Here is a 16,577-nt window from a genome sequence, read left to right on the forward strand (position 1 = left end):
TTCCTATATCTACTAAACGCGCAAAAGGTCATCGACATATCGTATTGCGTACTAATTTTTTTCTCCGAACGCCAGGTCGCCGGCATCGCCCAGACCGGGCACAATGTACGATTTGGCGTTTAAGGTAGGATCGACCGCCCCGGTCCAGATGGTGGCTTCCGGCAGGTACTGCCGAACCCAATCAATGCCCGTTTGGGTCGCAATGGCCGCTACTACGTGCAGTTGCTTGGGTTGCCCATACGTATGGATGGTTTCCCAAGCGCGTACCAGCGAACGGCCCGTCGCCAACATGGGATCGATTAGCAGCGTCACCCGGTCCTCGATTTGCGGAGCAGCCACATAGTCCATGTGGATGTCGAAAGAAGCGTCCGAATGAGGTACGCCGCGGTAAGCGGCAATGAAGCCGCTGTCTGCCTGATCGAAGAAATTCAAGAGGCCTTGGTAAAAAGGCAGTGCTGCCCGCAAAACGGGAATTAGCACGGGTGGTGTGTTCATTAGCTGCACTTCACTCTCGCCCAGAGGCGTCGTCACCTTGCGTTCATCGTAAGGCAGCGCCTTCGATAGTTCGTACGCCAGCACTTCTCCTAAGCGCTCCAGATTCCGTCGAAATCGCCAGCGATCCCGCTGTATATCCTTACTACGTAACTCGGCCAGGAAATGGTTGGCTACTGATGCGTGTTTGTTTAAAACAAATACGGACATATAAATTTAAAACGATTCGTTTACAATTGAAACTCAACCTCCTAAAATATTTTTCACCCCCGCGAGACGGTCGATATGCAGGTGAAAATAAGGCACTTCTTCGGCACCGAAGCCCCGGAAAAAACGGGCGATGCCCGGCAATTGACTCCCCTCAAAATCGAAGTACCGGCCCGGCTGCCCTGCGCCGGCATAGCGCCGCAGGCAATCGTCCAGCAAAAAGGTCATACTCCCGTTGTTTCGCCCGGCCGGCGACGAAACGCCGAACAGGTAGATGACGCTATGGCGGTAGACCACCCAGAGCGCCCCGGCCTGAAAATCGCCTTGCGGGGTGTACACTGCCCGCAGGTCGGCGCATCCCTGCGCACAAAGCTGCTGATAAAGCGCGCGCAGCGTATCGTAATGACGCGGCTGCAATACAGACGCTTTTTCGTGCTGAAACCAGTACAGCATGTGTTGCCATGCGTCCGGTCGCGCTTGAATCGACAGCCCGGCCCGCGCTGCCTGTTTCACGCCGGACCGATGCCCTTTCCTGTACTTGGCACGGAGGGTTTCGTAAGGCTGGTCGAGCGAAAGGCGATACGTAGGCAGCGTGCGCCAGACGGCGCGAGGCCAGTCCAAAGGCGGATTGCAGGTATTCACGGTATAGTTCACCCGCCAGTACGGGCGCGTGGCTTCGCGCAACACGGAATTTACTTCGGTGGCGGTGATGGGCTGGCGCGAAAACACGCCGAGCTGCTGCGTAAAGTAAGGCTGATAAAGGTACGGAATGCCCCACTTTCTTCCTGTGGTCAGGGGCAGAACTTTCTGGTACTCACCGTCTTCCTCCCAAACCCAGGCACGCCACTGCGGGCATACGACATCCAGATACCAACTACAACCGTACACCTGGCTATTGCAGGCGGCTTCTATACAATCGTCCCAGCGCTTTTTGTCGATCTGATGCGAGTCGTACCGTTGCCACATTTACGACACCGCTTTTTGTAGAATGGCTTCGTACACATCGCCCCATCCTTCCCATTCGCCCCAGCCCCCCGGCGATTCGTTATGAAAAATGCCCGACAGCCAGCCTCCTGTCTGTTTGACCGCGTCCACAATCTCGCCAACGTGCGCAACGGCCGCGTCGGGAGTCAACTTCATTTTCAGCAGTGTCGCGTCCATAAACGCAAACGGAAAGACCCGCAGCTTGGTCGTTTCTTCTTTGGCCAGGTCGTAAAACAGAAAGGGAGCAGCAAGGCCTGCCCGAAAGCCCGATGTCGTCGCCCACCCCATGGTATAGTCGCCCCGGATGCCCGCCGCCAGCAGATCGCGGTACGTTCGGGGCAATTGCATGCGCAGGTAATGCTGTCGGCTGCGGATGATGGGCTGGTGCACAATCTGCTCCAGGCGTTTTTTCTCCTTAACGATCAGGGCCGCCTTGCTCAGCGATGCGTACGACGGATGAATGCCCAGATCGGCGTGCAGTGCCGACTGCCGAATCAGGCTTTGCAAGGCCGGGTTCTTGTGCGACAAATTTTTGTCGAACGGTCCGTAGTCGCCCAGAAGCCAGAAGACAAAAGGCTTGGTGTGGTACTTTTCGTGCAGACGCCGGAGTTTTTGATGGGTATCGTACGGATCGTGCGTTTTTTGCAGCGCGACGTTGAACCGCGCGCCCAGCATCCGGAAATCGCGCCGCCCCATCGCCGCCAGGGTACCCACGCCCGCCCGGTAGAACCCTTTGTGCTGAAACGCAAATGCATTGTCGATGTCCAGGGTGGTGCGAAACGTGTAGGTCGGCATTTTGCCCAGTTCGGTACCAAAATGGGTTCGCAAATCGGTCAGCAAGCGGCGCACCCAGTGGTTCACCAACGGGTGCAGTTGAAGTTGCTGCTGCACCATCCAACTGGCTTCGGCAGGAAAGCGCCCGTGGGCATCGGGCACAAAGGGGAGGTATTCCTCGTAGCGGCTCACCAGCCAGAACGATGCCGCCAGCGGATCGAACGCCCAACGCCCCCCATCGACCGGAAAAATGCCCGGCACGGCGCCTTCCCACGCAACGGTTTCTATCGCTTGCGGGCGAATGTCTTTTTCCCACAACAGCGGCACGGCCTTCAGAAAAAAGGCTGGCCCCTGATACGCACGGGCGTACACCAGCTTGGGGCCTTCCTTGGCCTGCAACTCGGCCGGCTCGGTCACGTATTCCACAGGGATTCCCAACAGCTCCTCCAGCAGCAAATGGACAATGTACTCGTGCCGGGGGGTGCGATCAGGGATATAGACGTATAGCATTGATATAGGGCTGGTTGAACAAATATAGGAAGGCGTTTCGGCTGTGTGTCTCAAAATTATGCATCCTGCAGAAACCCAAGGAATGGTGTTCGCGTATCAGGTAACTATAACGCAGAAAAAAACAATGAATCCTGCGTTTGATGTGCCCCGTCACACATTACTAAACCCGACGGCACGGCAAGCCCGTTTACATGGGTTATTTCGTGAATTAAACCTAAAGCAAAGAATCATGAAAAAGCAAGTTTTGAAATTTGGTAGCGCCGCTGTACTGGTGGCTGGAATGTTTATGGCAACTTCGTGTACTGAAAGCTCACGCGATCAGGCCTATGACACGACCGAAGAAGTAGCGGACGACATGGAAGATGCCGGTGACAACATGGAGGCGTCTTACAAAGAAGAAAAAGCCGAACTGAAAGCACGTCTGGAAGAACAGGACGATCGCATTGAGCAGCGCATCGACGAGCTGGAAAAGCAAATGGATGGCGCCAGCGCAGAAGCCAAAGCCGAAATGGAGCAGAGCATGGATCGCCTGAAAAAAGCGAAAGACAACGTAGATAGCGAACTCGACGAACTGGAAGCCGCTACCGAAAGCGAGTGGGCTCAGTTTAAATCGCGTGTAAACCAGTCGATTACTGAAATCGACCGTGAGTTTGAAGAAATGGATAACGAGATCGAAGGCTAATCAGCTTTTCGCATCTCCTACCTCACTAGAATCCTCTAAGATCATGTATAATAATCGGTATAGTACGCTGGTGGAAGCAACCAATGCGCTCATGGAGCGTGGCTTCACAGAACAGTTTCAAGTCAACGAAGATGGACGCATGGCGGGCACTGATAAAGATGCTAAAAGTTACGCGCCCGAAAAACTGACCGTGGTAGAGTACCACCGCTTCGAGGGCGAAAGCGCTCCTGAAGATATGTCGGTCATCTACGCGATCGAAACTGACGATGGCACCAAGGGTACACTGATTGATGCATACGGAACCTATGCCTCGGCCGAAGCGGCAGAGTTTATCAAGAAGCTGAAGATCGAGGAAGATCCGGCTTAGAGACGAAATACATGAGAAAAGGCGTCTTCTCCACCCGGGAAGGCGCCTTTTTTGTATCTGGACGTATCATTTTTAAGTCTTAAATCAGGCGACGTAATTGAAGCGGCACCATGTAAAATTCGTCGCCGCGCCTAACGAGCAAATGCACTTTCCGCCCCGACTTGCGCTGGAAATTTTTATAAATCTCCGAGAGTTTCATGGCGGCGGCGGGCATCGCATCCACCAGCACAATCTCATCGTCGGGTACAAGCCCCGCTCGGTCGGCCGCTGATCCCGGAATGACGCTCGATACCACCACGCGATCGAATTGCTCGCCAATGGCGCGTAATTCCAGTCCACTCATGTCGCGCTCGAACGGCTTGTTGATCCGACTCCGGTAAGGCTTAAAATGCACGTACCGCTTAGGGAAGTTGAACGTCACTTTGAAACGATTCAGCACTTCACAGCCCACGTTCCCCTGCCGTCCGCTGTTGCGGTACGCCGCCAGCGCCACCGAATTGGTATCGGGAAACGAGGTGAGCACTTCGTCGAGCTCGCTGCCCCCGATGCGCATTCCTTCCACCCGGCCCAGATGGCCTTTGATGATGCCGCTCAAACCGCGCCCCAGCTCCATGCGCAGGCGCTTTTCGGGCAATTGCAACGGCGCAATCGAGTTGGCATCGAGCAAGAGGGCGTGTCCGGCCCCCGTGTCGAGCAAAACTTTGATGGTAACCGGTGCCCCGTCGACCAGAAGGTCGATGTAGGTATGGGGTTTTTGATTTTCCAGCGTGAGGGGATACGTCACTCCTTTGCGGGGTTCCTTGTAATGCTCAGGCTGGTACAGACAGATTTCTTTGCGCATAAAATTGATTTCCACCACAAACGCGTGGAAAAAATCGCAGCCCAGAATGCCGTGTACCGGCGCGCCGATGTACGAAGAAAGGGCCAGCACGTCTTCTTCCAGCGCCAGAATGTTGTGCAAACGCGCCTGCGAACTGCCCATAAACACTTCGTTGTTCACCGACACGGAGGTCAGCAGACTTTCCCCCTCGCCCATGCCCCCGATGTTGAGCGTACGGACAAAGGGCAACTGCAAAAAGCGGATGGCTTTCGGATCGGTCAGCAGCGTCATGCCTGCGCCTGTATCCAGAATGAAGTTGAGCGTTTCGGAGCCGTTGATTTTAACCGGGACTACAATCAGGTTGTTGTAGGTCTCGAAAGGAATGACAATGCGCTTGCGTCGGTTAAAAAAAGAATTGCTCTGCGCCTGTGCGCTTGCAGCCCACACCAAAGACACCTGGAGCATTGCCAGGAGGCAACAGAACCGATACATCTTTGATCTCATGAGCTTTTCTATTCATTCACATAACGCATTCGCGACGGCGCTTCAGCACCGCCCACTGCCCCAATAACTCGCTGATCCTCAGTTTGGTTCTGGCGTGCAAGAATATTACTTACTTCGTATCGAACCCTCGGGTAAGCTGCCGGTGCTGCCGCAGGTAGAAGTTGGCGTCTTCGTCGCCCAGCGCGACCGCCTTCTGGAAATCCTGCACCGCCCGAGCCGGATTGTCGAGCTGCAGGTACGTCATCGCGCGCCACCGGTAGGCCTCCGGATCTTCCCGAAAGAACAAGATGGCCTTATCAAAATACACAAAAGCTTCTTGAAAATCACCCAATCGGTAGAGAATTTGCCCGCGCAACTGGTAGACGCCAGGCACTTCCTGATCTACTTCGGCCGCGTGACTGCAGTCGGCCAGGGCCAGGTACATTTCTCCCAACCGAAAAAAGCATTGTGCACGATGGACCAACGCCACCGCACACTCCGGCTCCAGCGTCAGCACGCCGTTGAAGTAAGCCAGCGCGTCGCTGTAATGCCGTGCCTTCACCAGCTGAATCCCTTCCCGCATTCGGCGCTCATCTTTTACGTAGCGGGATTCGTTCCTGCCAAAGAGTAGCTTTCCCAGTAAGTAAAAAAATGAGTACATGTGGTAGCAATAGTAAGGTCAACCCGTTTCGGAACCCACCCACAAACCGGGAAAGTGCGAGAAGAATTGTAGTTAAATATAAGGAGATTTCAACGATCCGTACGTGCCTGCGCAGAAAAGTTTTTTCGGCAGATGGGCGGCCGAATTTCGGCACAAATTGAATATTGCCTGTATCTTCACCGGCCTTATGAAAACCGAAGATTTATCCATCGCCGTATTGGGCGGCGGCAACCTGGGGCTGTCCATCGCCAAAGGCGTAGTGCAGTCAGGGTTCGTAGCTGCCGAGCGTGTGCACGTCACGCGTCGCAAGAAACACTTGTTACAAGCGCTGGCCGAAGAAGGTCTTCGCGTCGGCAACGATAACCTCGCCGCGGTACGCGAAGCCGATCTTATCATTCTGGCAGTCAAGCCCAATCAGGTCCGTCCGGTCACGGAAGAAATTCTACCCGCCCTGGACCCGAAGCGCCATGCCCTGATATCAGTGGCCACAGGCGTTTCCATCGAATACATCCGCGAAACCGTCGGAAAAGAACTGCCGGTGTTCCGGGCCATGCCGAACACGGCGATTGCCATTCGGGAGTCGATGACGTGTCTGGCAACCGACCGCCCCGACGACCCCAACGCCGAAACCATCCGTCAGTTGTTCGACCAACTGGGGCGGAGCATTTACATCGACGAGGACCTGATGGCGGCGGCGACCGTAATCGGTGCGTGTGGCATCGCCTACTCGATGCGGTACGTGCGCGCAGCCTCGCAGGGAGGAATCGAAATCGGTTTCGATGCGGCGGTGGCCCAACTGATTGTTTCCCAGACAGTAAAAGGAGCCGCGGCTCTGCTGCTGGCCAACGGACAGCACCCCGAACGCGAGATCGACAAAGTGACGACGCCGCAGGGCTGCACCATCGCCGGCCTGAACGAGATGGAACACCGGGGTTTCAGTTCGGCGCTCATCAAAGGAATTGTGAGTTCGTACCGAAAAATCGGGGACATCGAAGACCGGGTCGAGAAGAAAAAATAGCCCCGTTTACAGGTGGGCGGCCAAGTCCGCCGCCAATTGGTCGAGTTGGGGACGCGCAGCCGTATGCAGTCCCGCTCCCCGAAAGCGAAAGCCGGACCCATCGCCCCGGTGCCGGGGAATTACGTGCAGATGGACGTGAAACACTTCCTGTCCGGCCGCCGCGCCATCCGAAAGCAACAGGTTAATGCCTTCCGCCTCGGGAATCGTTTGCCGGAGAGCTAGGGACAAGCGCTGCCCCACCCGAAACAGATGCCCACCGACATCGGGCGGCAGATCGGCCAACCCGGAAGCATGCTGCAGCGGGACCACCAACAGGTGCCCGGGATTGATCGGGTGAATGTCGAGGAACGCCGCACATTGCTCGTCGCGATAGACCAAGCTTCCGGGCAGGTCGCCCGCCAGGATGCGGCAAAAGATACAGTTCGTTGCCATTGCTGTTACGCTAATTTGCAGACCGACACGCTTCTCATTTTCGTCAAAAATCCGGTACTGGGGCAAGTAAAAACCCGGCTGGCACGCACCCTCGGCGACGAGCGGGCGTTGCAGATTTACCGACGTCTACTGGCACACACGCTTGCCATCACCGCCCCGCTCCCCTGCCGCAAGCTGGTTTTCTATGCCGACTACATCGCTCCTGGCGATCTCTGGGCGCAGGCGGGTTACGAACAGAACCTGCAGGCCGACGGCGATCTGGGACAACGCATGCACGCGGCCTTTCAGACTGCCTTTGCGGCGGCGGCCCCACGCGTCGTCGTCATCGGAAGCGATTGCTGGGAACTGACCACCGCGCACCTGGAAGAAGCCTTTCAACGACTTCGTACGCACGAGGCGGTGATCGGTCCTGCGCACGACGGTGGCTATTACCTGCTGGGGCTGCAACGGGCCATTCCTGCGCTGTTTGCTCACAAAGCCTGGAGCACAGCACACGTCCTGCCGGACACCTTGGCTGACCTGACACGCCTGCAACTCCGCTATGCGCTGTTGCCCGCCCTCTCCGACGTGGACGAGGCCGCCGACCTGCCGCCGGAGCTGCGCTTTAGTCCTGGTGTTGACTGACGGTTTCTTTCAGGAACTCCAGGAAGGGGGCAGCAAATTCGCGGCGACGCAGCGCAAATTCTACCGTGGTTTTCAGGAAGTCCAGCTTGTTGCCAATGTCGTAGCGCTTGCCTTCGATGGTGTGGGAGTAGATGCACTCGCGTTTCAGCAAAATGCGCATGGCATCGGTCAGTTGCACTTCGTTGCCCTTGCCCCGGGGGGTTTGTTCCAGGGTTTTGTAAATCTCGGGCGTCAGGATGTACCGCCCGGCAATCGCCAGGTTCGACGGCGCCTGGTCCGGTGCAGGTTTTTCGACCAGGTCGGACACCTCCATGATGTGATCGGCCAGCGGCTTCCCGCCCACAATGCCGTAACGCGACACTTTATCGTGCGGCACCTCTTCGACCGCCAGCACGCTTGCCTTGTACTGTTCGTAAATGTCGATCAGTTGCTGGGTGACGGGAATGACCGAACTCATGACGGTATCGCCCAGTAGCACCGCAAACGGCTCGTTCCCCGTGTGAAAACGGGCGTAGTAGATGGCATCGCCCAGGCCCTTGATCTCTTTCTGCCGCACGAAGTGGATGTTGGCCATGTCGCCCAGCCGGCGAATCTCGTTGTAGAGGGCTTCGTCTTCTTTTTCTTCCAGACGCGCTTCCAGCTCGAAATTGCGGTCGAAGTGGTCTTCGATGGCCCGTTTGCCTTTTCCGGAAATGATCAGAATGTCTTCGATTCCCGAGTCGACTGCCTCTTGCACCACGTATTGAATGGTGGGCGTATCGATAATGGGCAGCATCTCTTTGGGTTGTGCTTTGGTAGCGGGCAAAAAGCGGGTTCCCAGGCCAGCGGCAGGAATAACGGCTTTACGAATCATATGAGTGTGAGGAGGATAGGTGATACAAAAGGCTGCGCAGCGCCCTACTCAGGTGGCAGTGCAGTGGTGTTAAAAAACGTACGGTTTGATTACGCGCGCGTTGATGCGTTTCAGTGCGACGACCAGTTTGTTCAGCACTTCGTCGTTGTGGTACATCCCGATGATCGAACCGCCCGAGCCCGTAAACTTTGCGGAAGCACCGCAGCGCCGCGCCGTTTCGACCAACTCCATGTTGCTGTCGCTGATGTTCATGATTTTGCAGCGCAGGTCAAAATTCCGGTCGATCAACTCGTGCAGGGTGTCGTAGTCGCGCTCCAGAATGGCGTTGCGCCCACGTTCGGTGCCTTCGGCCAGTTGCCCCAGCGCCTCCAGCGTTTGCGGATCGCCTTTTTCGTAACGTTGCCGCACGTCGTTCAGCACCTTGCCCGATTCTTTCCCCAGGTCGGTCTTGTAAGCAATGTACAGCGGGGGAAGTAACCGGGGGTCGAGGCGTTCGTAGCGGCCCCGCCCGGTGCGCTCAATCAGTTCCTTGTCGAAGTCCATGTACACACATCCCTCGTAGGCCTGAATGACGCGATCCTGCAAACCGGCGTTGATGCCCAGCTCGTCTTTTTCGGCTGCCAGCACCAGCGAAGGCACCACTTCGAGCGGAATCTCGACTTCGTAAAACTGCATCAGCGCCCGCATCGTCGCCGTCACAATGGCACTGGAGCCGGCCAGCCCGATCTGACGCGGGATGGACGAACCGTAGCGAATGGTGAAGTTGCGGTTGCTTAGCCGCAGGTGGTTCTGCTCACAATACTCCACAAACTTCCGGATGGCGGCTTTGATCAGACGCGATCCACCATAATAGCCGGTCAGCGACACCGATTCGACCAGGTGGTACACGTTGCGGTACAGATTGCGATCTTGTTCCTGCGGCTCAATGTGCAGTTCAGGAGTCTGGTACAGCGACACGTGCGCGCCGAAGTTGCGGACAATGATGGAAATGGTTTTTCCAAAGTAACCATCGGAAGGATTGCCCAGTAAGCCTGCGCGGGCATAGGCTCGCGATTCTATGATCATGTGGGTAAAAGTAATGGATTGAGACTAGCGCGTCGAGATTCCTTTGGCAGGTGCGGGCCACGCACGGGTGCCAGAGCAACTGCGCTCGCGGCGGACGGTGGGTAATTTACCTGTACAGAGTGTCCCAAACGACTTTTGTAATCGGGCGGCGTGAGATTTTCCGTGCGCCCGTCATCAGAAAAAACCATCCCTCTCTCGCCCTACATGCCGGGTCGCAGCGGGTTTTATACAAGACGATGCCTCCGCTTCGGCATAACGTCCGGAACAGAGGCATCGCAGGGGGCTCGGTCTTGAGCGGCCGGATGGAAAGTATCAAATCAATGCACAAGCGGCGGTGCTAGTAACACTGCCCGTGCTCGATGATGTAGACAATTTCGTTCAGGTCTCCTCGCTCCTGTGCAATTTGACGAATGCGGTCCGTCAGGACTTCGTACGAATGCACGATGAAGCTATTCTCCAGATCGGTCAGGTACTGCGCATGCGGATCGTGGCGGGTTGGGTACTCGCTGGGGTCGCGCATCTTTTCTTCCAGGCACACGCTGGGATAGCACTCGATGTACTCCCGAAGTTCGGGTGACAGACGCGTGATGTTGACGATTTCGTCGCAGGTCAACAGGCTAAAAATCAGTTCGTGCGGATCGGGCAAAGGACCCAATTCGTCGAAATAATCATCGTAAAAGGTATTTTTCAAGGCTTTCTCCGAAGTTTCCTTGATCACTTCGAGGGAACGAAAAATGTAGTAACTCTGCTCGGCAATGGCTTCGTAGCGGGCCAGCCGCAACTTGGTTTTGGCCAGTTGGCTGGGACGCGTATGACGCCCGTTGAGTTGCTGCATCAGATCTACCTTCTGGTTACCCGCCTGAACGTATATATCAAAGATAAAGTGAATGAGATTCATTCGATTGAGGTTTATGGATGCAAGTAAGCGATCGTTTCTTTCTCCAAAAAGTCCAACGGAAGACGGAATGCATTTGTGTAATGTTGCCTCCCAAACCCCGGGATCAACTACCGGCACAGTGCTTCTGTTTTCTTGTAAACTTTCAACCGCCACGCTGCCAAAAAATCGGTTTCAGCGATGCAACGATTAGGAGAGAGGTTGTTTAATTGAGCGTAAGAGCTTAGTGAAGGGGTGAGTTCTTACAGTACTCACAAGTACGCAAGTAATTAGGGAATAGCCAGTGCTTTTCGGTGACTTACGACGGATTTTCGACGAATTCTCTGTAGCGCCACACCGCCACGATTTCTTGGCAGTTTTATGATTTTTGTCCGAAAAGTACCTCAATCGAGGGAGTTGCAGGTGCAGCAGGGATTGGGTGCGCTCCCGAGTCAGGGCGGTAGTGCGTTACGCCAACCACCACGCGCTCACCGTGTTGCAGTTTTGTGGCTTGCGCAGTCCGCGCCTCTTGCAGCGCCTGGGCAAGTTTGCCTTGCTGTACATACGCAAGCCAACCGCCGCCGTCCTGCACCGTGCAAAACAACGCCCAGGCGCGGGTAATCAGGGCATCCGTAAGGTATTCCAGGTAATAGGCCCCCGCGGCCGGGTCCGCCACTTTGTCCAGATAACTTTCGTGCTTCAGAATGCTGGAAACGTTACGTGCCAGCCGAAATGGGCGGCTGTCCACCGATTGCCCTTCAACCGACGTGTAAGGCAGAACGGTTAATGCCTGGCAACCGCCCAGCACTGCCGCCATGGCTTCGGTCGTATGCCGAAGGAGATTCACGTAAGGATCGGCAACCGTTCGGGTCCATTCGGAAGTACGGGCGTGTAGAAACAACCGAACCTCACCAGGTACCGTCTGGTAAGCGGCCGCCAGCGTGTGCCACAGCCAGCGAAACGCGCGCAGTTTGGCAATTTCCAGCAAGTAGGCCGGCCCGATGGCGACACGGGCTTCTACCTGCCGGAAAAACGTGGCGGTTTCGACACCCGCCTCCTCCAGCCATCCACGATAGACCAGCGCTTCACTGAGCCCGAAGGCAATCTCCTGCACGGCGGTGGCACCGGCATGCTGGTACGCACGCAGGTCGACGGTGTGCGGGCAGAATGCCACCGAGTCGGCAAAGGTCTGGTGCAGTCGGGCAACCTGGTGGGCAGCATCGCCCGGCAGCGGTCCTCCGCCCAGGGTCTGGTGCAGGCCGGTATAGTAGACCGACCCTTTCAGGGCACTCCACGCCGGGTAGTACCGCTGTACGTAGGCAATGACCGCTTCCGGAGCGTTGGTGTAAAAGCTGACCGGCACCTGATTCAGGTTAATACCCGCCAGCAACGACCGCAGATCGGTCTGCGACGATACCCGGAGGGCCAGCCCCTCGGCACCGGTGGCCAGCGCCGCTTCGAGGGCCGAGCGGTCCAGCGTTCCGTCGCGGGCATCGAGCTCTTCGCGGTTGACCCACCCGGCCGCAGGCATCTGCGTGGCCAGTTGGCGGAGGTAGCCGAACTGCTGCATGTGTTCCTGGGTAAAGTAAGGCGGCACGTCAAAGTCGTCGCCAAGGTGCCAATGCAGTTGTGCAGGGGTCTTACCTTTAAGTTCGCGACGCGCCCGCTCGGCCCATTCGCCGTACGAAAGGGCCTCAAAAGCGGTCGTATCCAAGCCGGTGGTAGGGGTGGAAGCCATAAGGCCAAAGCTACGAAATTCTACCTCGGCAGCGCGCCTCTCCGCTCCCCCAATCCGGGTGATGGAATACTGGCCGTCGGGCCGTAACATTGACTTTTTATTTCCCATCGCTTACCTTCTCTCTGTGCTTTACACGCGTGTGCATCGGGATACGTGGGCTTCACAACATGTCACTGAAAAACCTTCTGTTCTGGCTGTGGTGCGGGCTGGCCTCGGCGGCGGTCGGCCAGAGTTATAATTTCACCAACTACTCGGTAATCGACGGGCTGGCGCAGTCGCAGGTGACGCGCATCGCGCAAGACCGGCGGGGCGACCTCTGGCTGGCTACCCAAGGCGGGGGCGTGGACCGCTTTGACGGCCTCGAGTTCTATAACCTTCGCAAGCAGGACAGCCTGCCCTCCAACTTCGTGCTGGACGTGGCAGAAGATCACGCCGGCCAACTCTGGTTTGCGACCAGCAACGGCCTGGTTGCGTACGACGGGCGGCGCTTCGGCCCGATTTTCTTCCAGGATACGACGGTGACCCGCCTGCTCGAAGACACCGCCCACCAGCTCTGGGTCGGTACTACCGAAGGCTTGTTTGTACTCGACAGCGCGCGGCAAACGGTTCGCGCCGTACACACGGCCGCCACAGACGAGAAGGCCCCGGTACGCTCCCTGTTGTTAGACGCGCAAGGTCAGGTGCTGGTCAACTTCCCGCAGGAAGGGCTGTTCCGCTACTGGGAAGGCCAGCTGAAACCAGTCGTGCTCAGCAATGCAGAGCGGGGCTACATCCAGGCGGTGTTGCTGGACCGCACGCAAAAGCTCTGGCTGGGCACCACCACGGGCATCTACGTGCAGCAGCCAAATGCATCCTTTCAACAGGAACATTTTTTCCCGACCCACGAGATTGAGGAAGATACGGCCGGTAATATCTGGTTTGCCACCAGCCGGGGTGTTTTCCGGCAGCGGGCTCACGCCTTCGTGCGCATCGACGATCCACTCAACGGGGCCTACGTCGAAGATATTTTTTGCGACCGCGAGGGCAACGTCTGGCTGGCGTCGTCGGGGGCCGGGATTTACAAATTTATGGGCGATCGGTTCGCGTTTGTCGACCACACCAACGGCCTGCCCCACGACGTGGTAATGACCGTGAACAAAGACACGGACGGGGCCTACTGGTTTGGTACTTCGGCCGGTGGGGTATCGCGCCTGCAAGACGGTGAAATCGAGCACTTTTCGATGGCCGACGGGCTGGGCAGCAATGCCATCAATTGCAGCGTGCTCGATTCGCTCGGGCAGATCTGGTTCGGGACACGCGGCGGGGGCGTCAGTCGGTTCGATGCGGCTACGGGTCGGTTCATCACGTACGCTGCCGACGACGGTCTGGCCTACCGGGTGGTGTACTGCGGCCTGCTAGACGCCGACCGCAAACTCTGGTTCGGGACACACAACGGCCTCAGTGTCTTTGAGAACGGCACGTTTACCTCGTTTGGCGCGGGCGAAATCACCGGCATCCGTTCGCTCTGCCGTTGGGAAAACGACGCGCTGCTGGTGCAATCGGAACAAGGCTTTTTCGTGTTCCGCGACGGTACGTTTACGCGCCACCCCCTCTCCGAACAAATGCCCCACACCGACATTCTGTCGATCATTCAGGGACCGGCGGGCGACTTCTGGTTCGCACATTACGGCGACGGCGTGTTCCGCTACGATCCGGCTTCCGGACGACTCCAACAGTACACCGAAGCCCAGGGCCTGACGTCCGGCCTGATCTTCAGCCTCGTCTTTGATTACCAGGGCAATCTCTGGACCGGGACCGAACGAGGGCTGGACCGCCTCCGGTTCAACCCCGATCACCAACTTCAGCAGGTCACGCACTACGGCGTGGCCGAAGGTTTTCTGGGGGTAGAAGCCAACGAAAAGGCCGTGTACCTGGACGACGACAGCACGCTCTGGTTCGGGACGATCCGGGGGGTGTACTGCTACCATCCCGGGTATGATATTCAGAACGGCACCCCGCCCGTCACGACGCTGACCGATCTGCTGCTTTTCTACCAACCGACCGACCTGAGTCCCTGGTCCGATACGCTGGCGGGCTGGTATCCATTTCCGCGGGGGCTGTCGCTGCCCTATCACCAGAACCACCTGACCTTCCGTTTCCGGGCGACGAGCCTGGCCGACCCGAAGGGGGTGCGTTACCGGTTTATGCTGGCCGGATTCGACAGTGACTGGTCGCCCGCCCATGCCCAACAAGAGGCTGTCTACGCCAACCTGGCGCCGGGCGATTACACGTTTCTGGTCGAGGCGGCCAACGCCGACGGGGTCTGGAACCGGACGCCGCAGCGGTTTTCGTTTCAGGTACGCCCTCCCTTCTGGCACACGGTGTGGTTCTACCTCCTGATGGCGGCGGCGACGTTCCTGCTGCTGTGGTTGGTCTACCGGTACAGCATCCGCCGCAAGTTGCAGGAAGTGCTGGCCCTGGAACAGGCCAAAACCGAAGCCGTGGAACGAGTCCGCAAAGAACTGGCCCGCGATTTTCACGATGAACTGGGCAACAAACTGGCCGGCATTACGGTGCTTTCCAGCCTGTTGCGAGTCAAGCTCAACGGTTCGGCACGCGGCGAAACCGACCATCTGCTGGGACAGATCGAAGATTACTCAACGTCATTGTTTAAAGGCACGAAAGAGTTTGTCTGGGCCCTCGATCCGAAAAGCGACCATTTCGAAGAGATGATTACCTACCTGAAAGATTTTGGCGAGCAGTTTTTCGCCCATACGCCCGTTACGTTTGTGGTGAAAGACGATCTGCTGAACGAGGCCAGTGCGGTGGTACTGCCGCCCGGCTGGAGCCGCCAGATCATCCTGATTTTCAAAGAAGCGATGACCAACTGCCTGAAACACGCCCAGGCGCAGCACGTCTGGCTCGACGCGGCCATTACCGACGGCACGTTGCGCATCCGCCTGACCGACGACGGCGTTGGCATGGCACAACCGGCAGGGTTTCAGGGCAATGGCCTGAAAAACATGCAACACCGCGCCAAAGGCATCCACTGCCGCGTGTCGATTGCGCCGCCGACCGGCAGCGGCACGCGCGTCACCTTTTCGGGCCACATCCCCCAAAAGAGGTGAGGCAACTCCCGTACAGAACTCGTAACTTCCCTTACTCCTACCATCTCCTCGCTATGATCGATTACCGAACTCGTATTACCATTGTCGAAGACAATGTCCCCCTGAAAGATGCGTTTGCCATCATGCTGGCCAGCAACGAAAATTACTACGTCACCAATACCTACACCAATTGCGAAGCGGCCCTCCGCAACCTGGAAGTCGACGCGCCCGACATCGTCCTGATGGACCTGAAACTGCCGGGCATGAGCGGCATCCAGGGCATTGCCAAGATCAAGCGGATTCGCCCCGAAACCGAAATTCTGGTGATTTCGGTCTACGAAGACAGCAAGCAGGTCTTCGACGCATTGTGCGCCGGGGCGTCGGGCTACATTACCAAAAACACAGGGTACGCCGAGTTGCTCGGCGCCATCGAAGAGTTGCTGAATGGGGGGGCGCCCATGAGTGCCAAGATTGCCAGCCTGGTGGTGAAGTCGTTTCAGCGGAATCAGGATACGCCCCTCACCCCCAAAGAAACCGACGTTTTGTTTCACCTGGCCAAAGGCAAAACCTACGCCGCCATCGCCGACGCACTCTCGGTGAGCAAAGAGACGGTCAAAACTCACGTGAAGCACATTTACGAAAAGCTACACGTTTCGAATAAATCGGAGGCGATTCAAAAAGCCATGCACCAGAAACTTATTTAGCCTCCCACCTGTCTTTCTCATTATGCCTCAAAGCCTGCCCAAAACGCAGGCTTTTCTTTTTTTTACTTCACTCATCACCAAGGCCTTATCTAACGGATCAACTCAAAAATCCCCTCAAAAAGGGGATCAAATCAAAGACAGATCCATCCATCAAAAATCACGATTTGTCGTGATGTACGCGCGGCTTGTTTTAGAGACTTTTG

General features: G+C 56.8%; 16 protein-coding genes. 6 read left to right on the forward strand and 10 right to left on the reverse strand.

Features of this window, described 5'->3' with window-relative positions; all coding sequences use genetic code 11:
• Positions 1-51: 51 nt before the first annotated feature.
• From upp to BLR44_RS22440, 3 genes are read right to left on the reverse strand one after another with little or no spacing between them, the layout of a single operon-like run.
• Positions 52-702 carry a uracil phosphoribosyltransferase gene (gene upp / locus BLR44_RS22430; protein WP_089686336.1) on the reverse strand — a complete coding sequence of 217 codons (651 nt, stop codon included), beginning with the start codon at positions 700-702 and terminating at the stop codon, positions 52-54.
• A 33-nt stretch (positions 703-735) separates the two neighbouring features.
• Positions 736-1,665, reverse strand: coding sequence for a GNAT family N-acetyltransferase (locus BLR44_RS22435; RefSeq protein WP_089686338.1), 930 nt, complete (start codon positions 1,663-1,665; stop codon positions 736-738).
• Positions 1,666-2,967, reverse strand: a complete 1,302-nt coding sequence (locus BLR44_RS22440) for a polysaccharide deacetylase family protein (RefSeq protein ID WP_089686340.1) — start codon at positions 2,965-2,967, stop codon at positions 1,666-1,668.
• A gap of 58 nt (positions 2,968-3,025) precedes the next feature.
• Here BLR44_RS22440 and BLR44_RS22445 point away from each other — a divergent pair, with 58 nt between their 5' ends.
• A complete protein-coding gene (locus BLR44_RS22445; protein ID WP_143017423.1) occupies positions 3,026-3,649 on the forward strand; it encodes a sll1863 family stress response protein in 624 nt (207 codons plus the stop codon).
• A 43-nt stretch (positions 3,650-3,692) separates the two neighbouring features.
• Complete coding sequence (locus BLR44_RS22450; RefSeq protein WP_143017424.1) at positions 3,693-4,016, forward strand: phosphoribosylpyrophosphate synthetase; 324 nt, start codon at positions 3,693-3,695, stop codon at positions 4,014-4,016.
• Between the two features lie 79 nt (positions 4,017-4,095).
• Here BLR44_RS22450 and BLR44_RS22455 read toward each other — a convergent pair whose 3' ends face one another.
• Together BLR44_RS22455 and BLR44_RS22460 are read right to left on the reverse strand one after the other, a co-directional pair.
• Positions 4,096-5,340, reverse strand: a complete 1,245-nt coding sequence (locus BLR44_RS22455) for an aspartyl protease family protein (RefSeq protein ID WP_089686346.1) — start codon at positions 5,338-5,340, stop codon at positions 4,096-4,098.
• Positions 5,341-5,449: 109 nt separating this feature from the next.
• Entirely contained in the window at positions 5,450-5,902 is a 453-nt protein-coding gene (locus BLR44_RS22460; protein ID WP_218127152.1) for a tetratricopeptide repeat protein, read from the reverse strand.
• Positions 5,903-6,167: 265 nt separating this feature from the next.
• On the opposite strand from BLR44_RS22460, the gene proC reads away from it, so the two are divergent.
• Positions 6,168-6,998, forward strand: coding sequence for a pyrroline-5-carboxylate reductase (gene proC / locus BLR44_RS22465; protein ID WP_089686350.1), 831 nt, complete (start codon positions 6,168-6,170; stop codon positions 6,996-6,998).
• A gap of 6 nt (positions 6,999-7,004) precedes the next feature.
• Here the strand turns inward: proC and BLR44_RS22470 are convergent, their stop codons facing one another.
• Positions 7,005-7,430 carry an HIT family protein gene (locus tag BLR44_RS22470; protein WP_089686352.1) on the reverse strand — a complete coding sequence of 142 codons (426 nt, stop codon included), beginning with the start codon at positions 7,428-7,430 and terminating at the stop codon, positions 7,005-7,007.
• A 15-nt stretch (positions 7,431-7,445) separates the two neighbouring features.
• On the opposite strand from BLR44_RS22470, the gene BLR44_RS22475 reads away from it, so the two are divergent.
• On the forward strand, positions 7,446-8,054 hold the full coding sequence (locus BLR44_RS22475) for a TIGR04282 family arsenosugar biosynthesis glycosyltransferase (protein ID WP_089686354.1): 609 nt from the start codon (positions 7,446-7,448) through the stop codon (positions 8,052-8,054).
• Here the strand turns inward: BLR44_RS22475 and galU are convergent.
• The 4 genes from galU to BLR44_RS22495 all read right to left on the reverse strand — a co-directional run bounded on the left by galU (position 8,035) and on the right by BLR44_RS22495 (position 12,584).
• Positions 8,035-8,907 (reverse strand): UTP--glucose-1-phosphate uridylyltransferase GalU, encoded by an 873-nt coding sequence (galU, locus tag BLR44_RS22480; RefSeq protein WP_089686356.1) that lies wholly within the window; start codon positions 8,905-8,907, stop codon positions 8,035-8,037. The genes BLR44_RS22475 and galU overlap by 20 nt on opposite strands.
• 69 nt (positions 8,908-8,976) lie before the next feature.
• Positions 8,977-9,972: a mevalonate kinase family protein gene (locus tag BLR44_RS22485; protein WP_089686358.1), complete on the reverse strand. Its 996-nt coding sequence runs from the start codon at positions 9,970-9,972 to the stop codon at positions 8,977-8,979.
• 337 nt (positions 9,973-10,309) lie between these two features.
• A complete protein-coding gene (locus BLR44_RS22490) occupies positions 10,310-10,870 on the reverse strand; it encodes a hypothetical protein (RefSeq protein WP_089686360.1) in 561 nt (186 codons plus the stop codon).
• A 355-nt stretch (positions 10,871-11,225) separates the two neighbouring features.
• Positions 11,226-12,584: a methylmalonyl-CoA mutase family protein gene (locus tag BLR44_RS22495; RefSeq protein WP_176956167.1), complete on the reverse strand. Its 1,359-nt coding sequence runs from the start codon at positions 12,582-12,584 to the stop codon at positions 11,226-11,228.
• A gap of 167 nt (positions 12,585-12,751) precedes the next feature.
• Between BLR44_RS22495 and BLR44_RS22500 the strand changes: the two genes are divergently transcribed.
• Entirely contained in the window at positions 12,752-15,691 is a 2,940-nt protein-coding gene (locus BLR44_RS22500; RefSeq protein WP_089686365.1) for a sensor histidine kinase, read from the forward strand.
• A 53-nt stretch (positions 15,692-15,744) separates the two neighbouring features.
• Positions 15,745-16,374: a response regulator transcription factor gene (locus BLR44_RS22505; protein ID WP_089686367.1), complete on the forward strand. Its 630-nt coding sequence runs from the start codon at positions 15,745-15,747 to the stop codon at positions 16,372-16,374.
• Positions 16,375-16,577: the final 203 nt, after the last annotated feature.

It is taken from the genome of Catalinimonas alkaloidigena, assembly GCF_900100765.1.
GTDB lineage: Bacteria > Bacteroidota > Bacteroidia > Cytophagales > Flexibacteraceae > Mooreia > Mooreia alkaloidigena.

Coding starts and splice junctions, on each gene's coding strand:
- upp (WP_089686336.1), bottom strand. CDS start 702: ATGTCCGTATTTGTTTTAAACAAACACGCATCAGTAGCCAACCATTTC.
- BLR44_RS22435 (WP_089686338.1), bottom strand. CDS start 1,665: ATGTGGCAACGGTACGACTCGCATCAGATCGACAAAAAGCGCTGGGAC.
- BLR44_RS22440 (WP_089686340.1), bottom strand. CDS start 2,967: ATGCTATACGTCTATATCCCTGATCGCACCCCCCGGCACGAGTACATT.
- BLR44_RS22445 (WP_143017423.1), top strand. CDS start 3,026: ATGCATCCTGCAGAAACCCAAGGAATGGTGTTCGCGTATCAGGTAACT.
- BLR44_RS22450 (WP_143017424.1), top strand. CDS start 3,693: ATGTATAATAATCGGTATAGTACGCTGGTGGAAGCAACCAATGCGCTC.
- BLR44_RS22455 (WP_089686346.1), bottom strand. CDS start 5,340: ATGAGATCAAAGATGTATCGGTTCTGTTGCCTCCTGGCAATGCTCCAG.
- BLR44_RS22460 (WP_218127152.1), bottom strand. CDS start 5,902: ATGCGGGAAGGGATTCAGCTGGTGAAGGCACGGCATTACAGCGACGCG.
- proC (WP_089686350.1), top strand. CDS start 6,168: ATGAAAACCGAAGATTTATCCATCGCCGTATTGGGCGGCGGCAACCTG.
- BLR44_RS22470 (WP_089686352.1), bottom strand. CDS start 7,430: ATGGCAACGAACTGTATCTTTTGCCGCATCCTGGCGGGCGACCTGCCC.
- galU (WP_089686356.1), bottom strand. CDS start 8,907: ATGATTCGTAAAGCCGTTATTCCTGCCGCTGGCCTGGGAACCCGCTTT.
- BLR44_RS22485 (WP_089686358.1), bottom strand. CDS start 9,972: ATGATCATAGAATCGCGAGCCTATGCCCGCGCAGGCTTACTGGGCAAT.
- BLR44_RS22490 (WP_089686360.1), bottom strand. CDS start 10,870: ATGAATCTCATTCACTTTATCTTTGATATATACGTTCAGGCGGGTAAC.
- BLR44_RS22495 (WP_176956167.1), bottom strand. CDS start 12,584: ATGGCTTCCACCCCTACCACCGGCTTGGATACGACCGCTTTTGAGGCC.
- BLR44_RS22500 (WP_089686365.1), top strand. CDS start 12,752: ATGTCACTGAAAAACCTTCTGTTCTGGCTGTGGTGCGGGCTGGCCTCG.
- BLR44_RS22505 (WP_089686367.1), top strand. CDS start 15,745: ATGATCGATTACCGAACTCGTATTACCATTGTCGAAGACAATGTCCCC.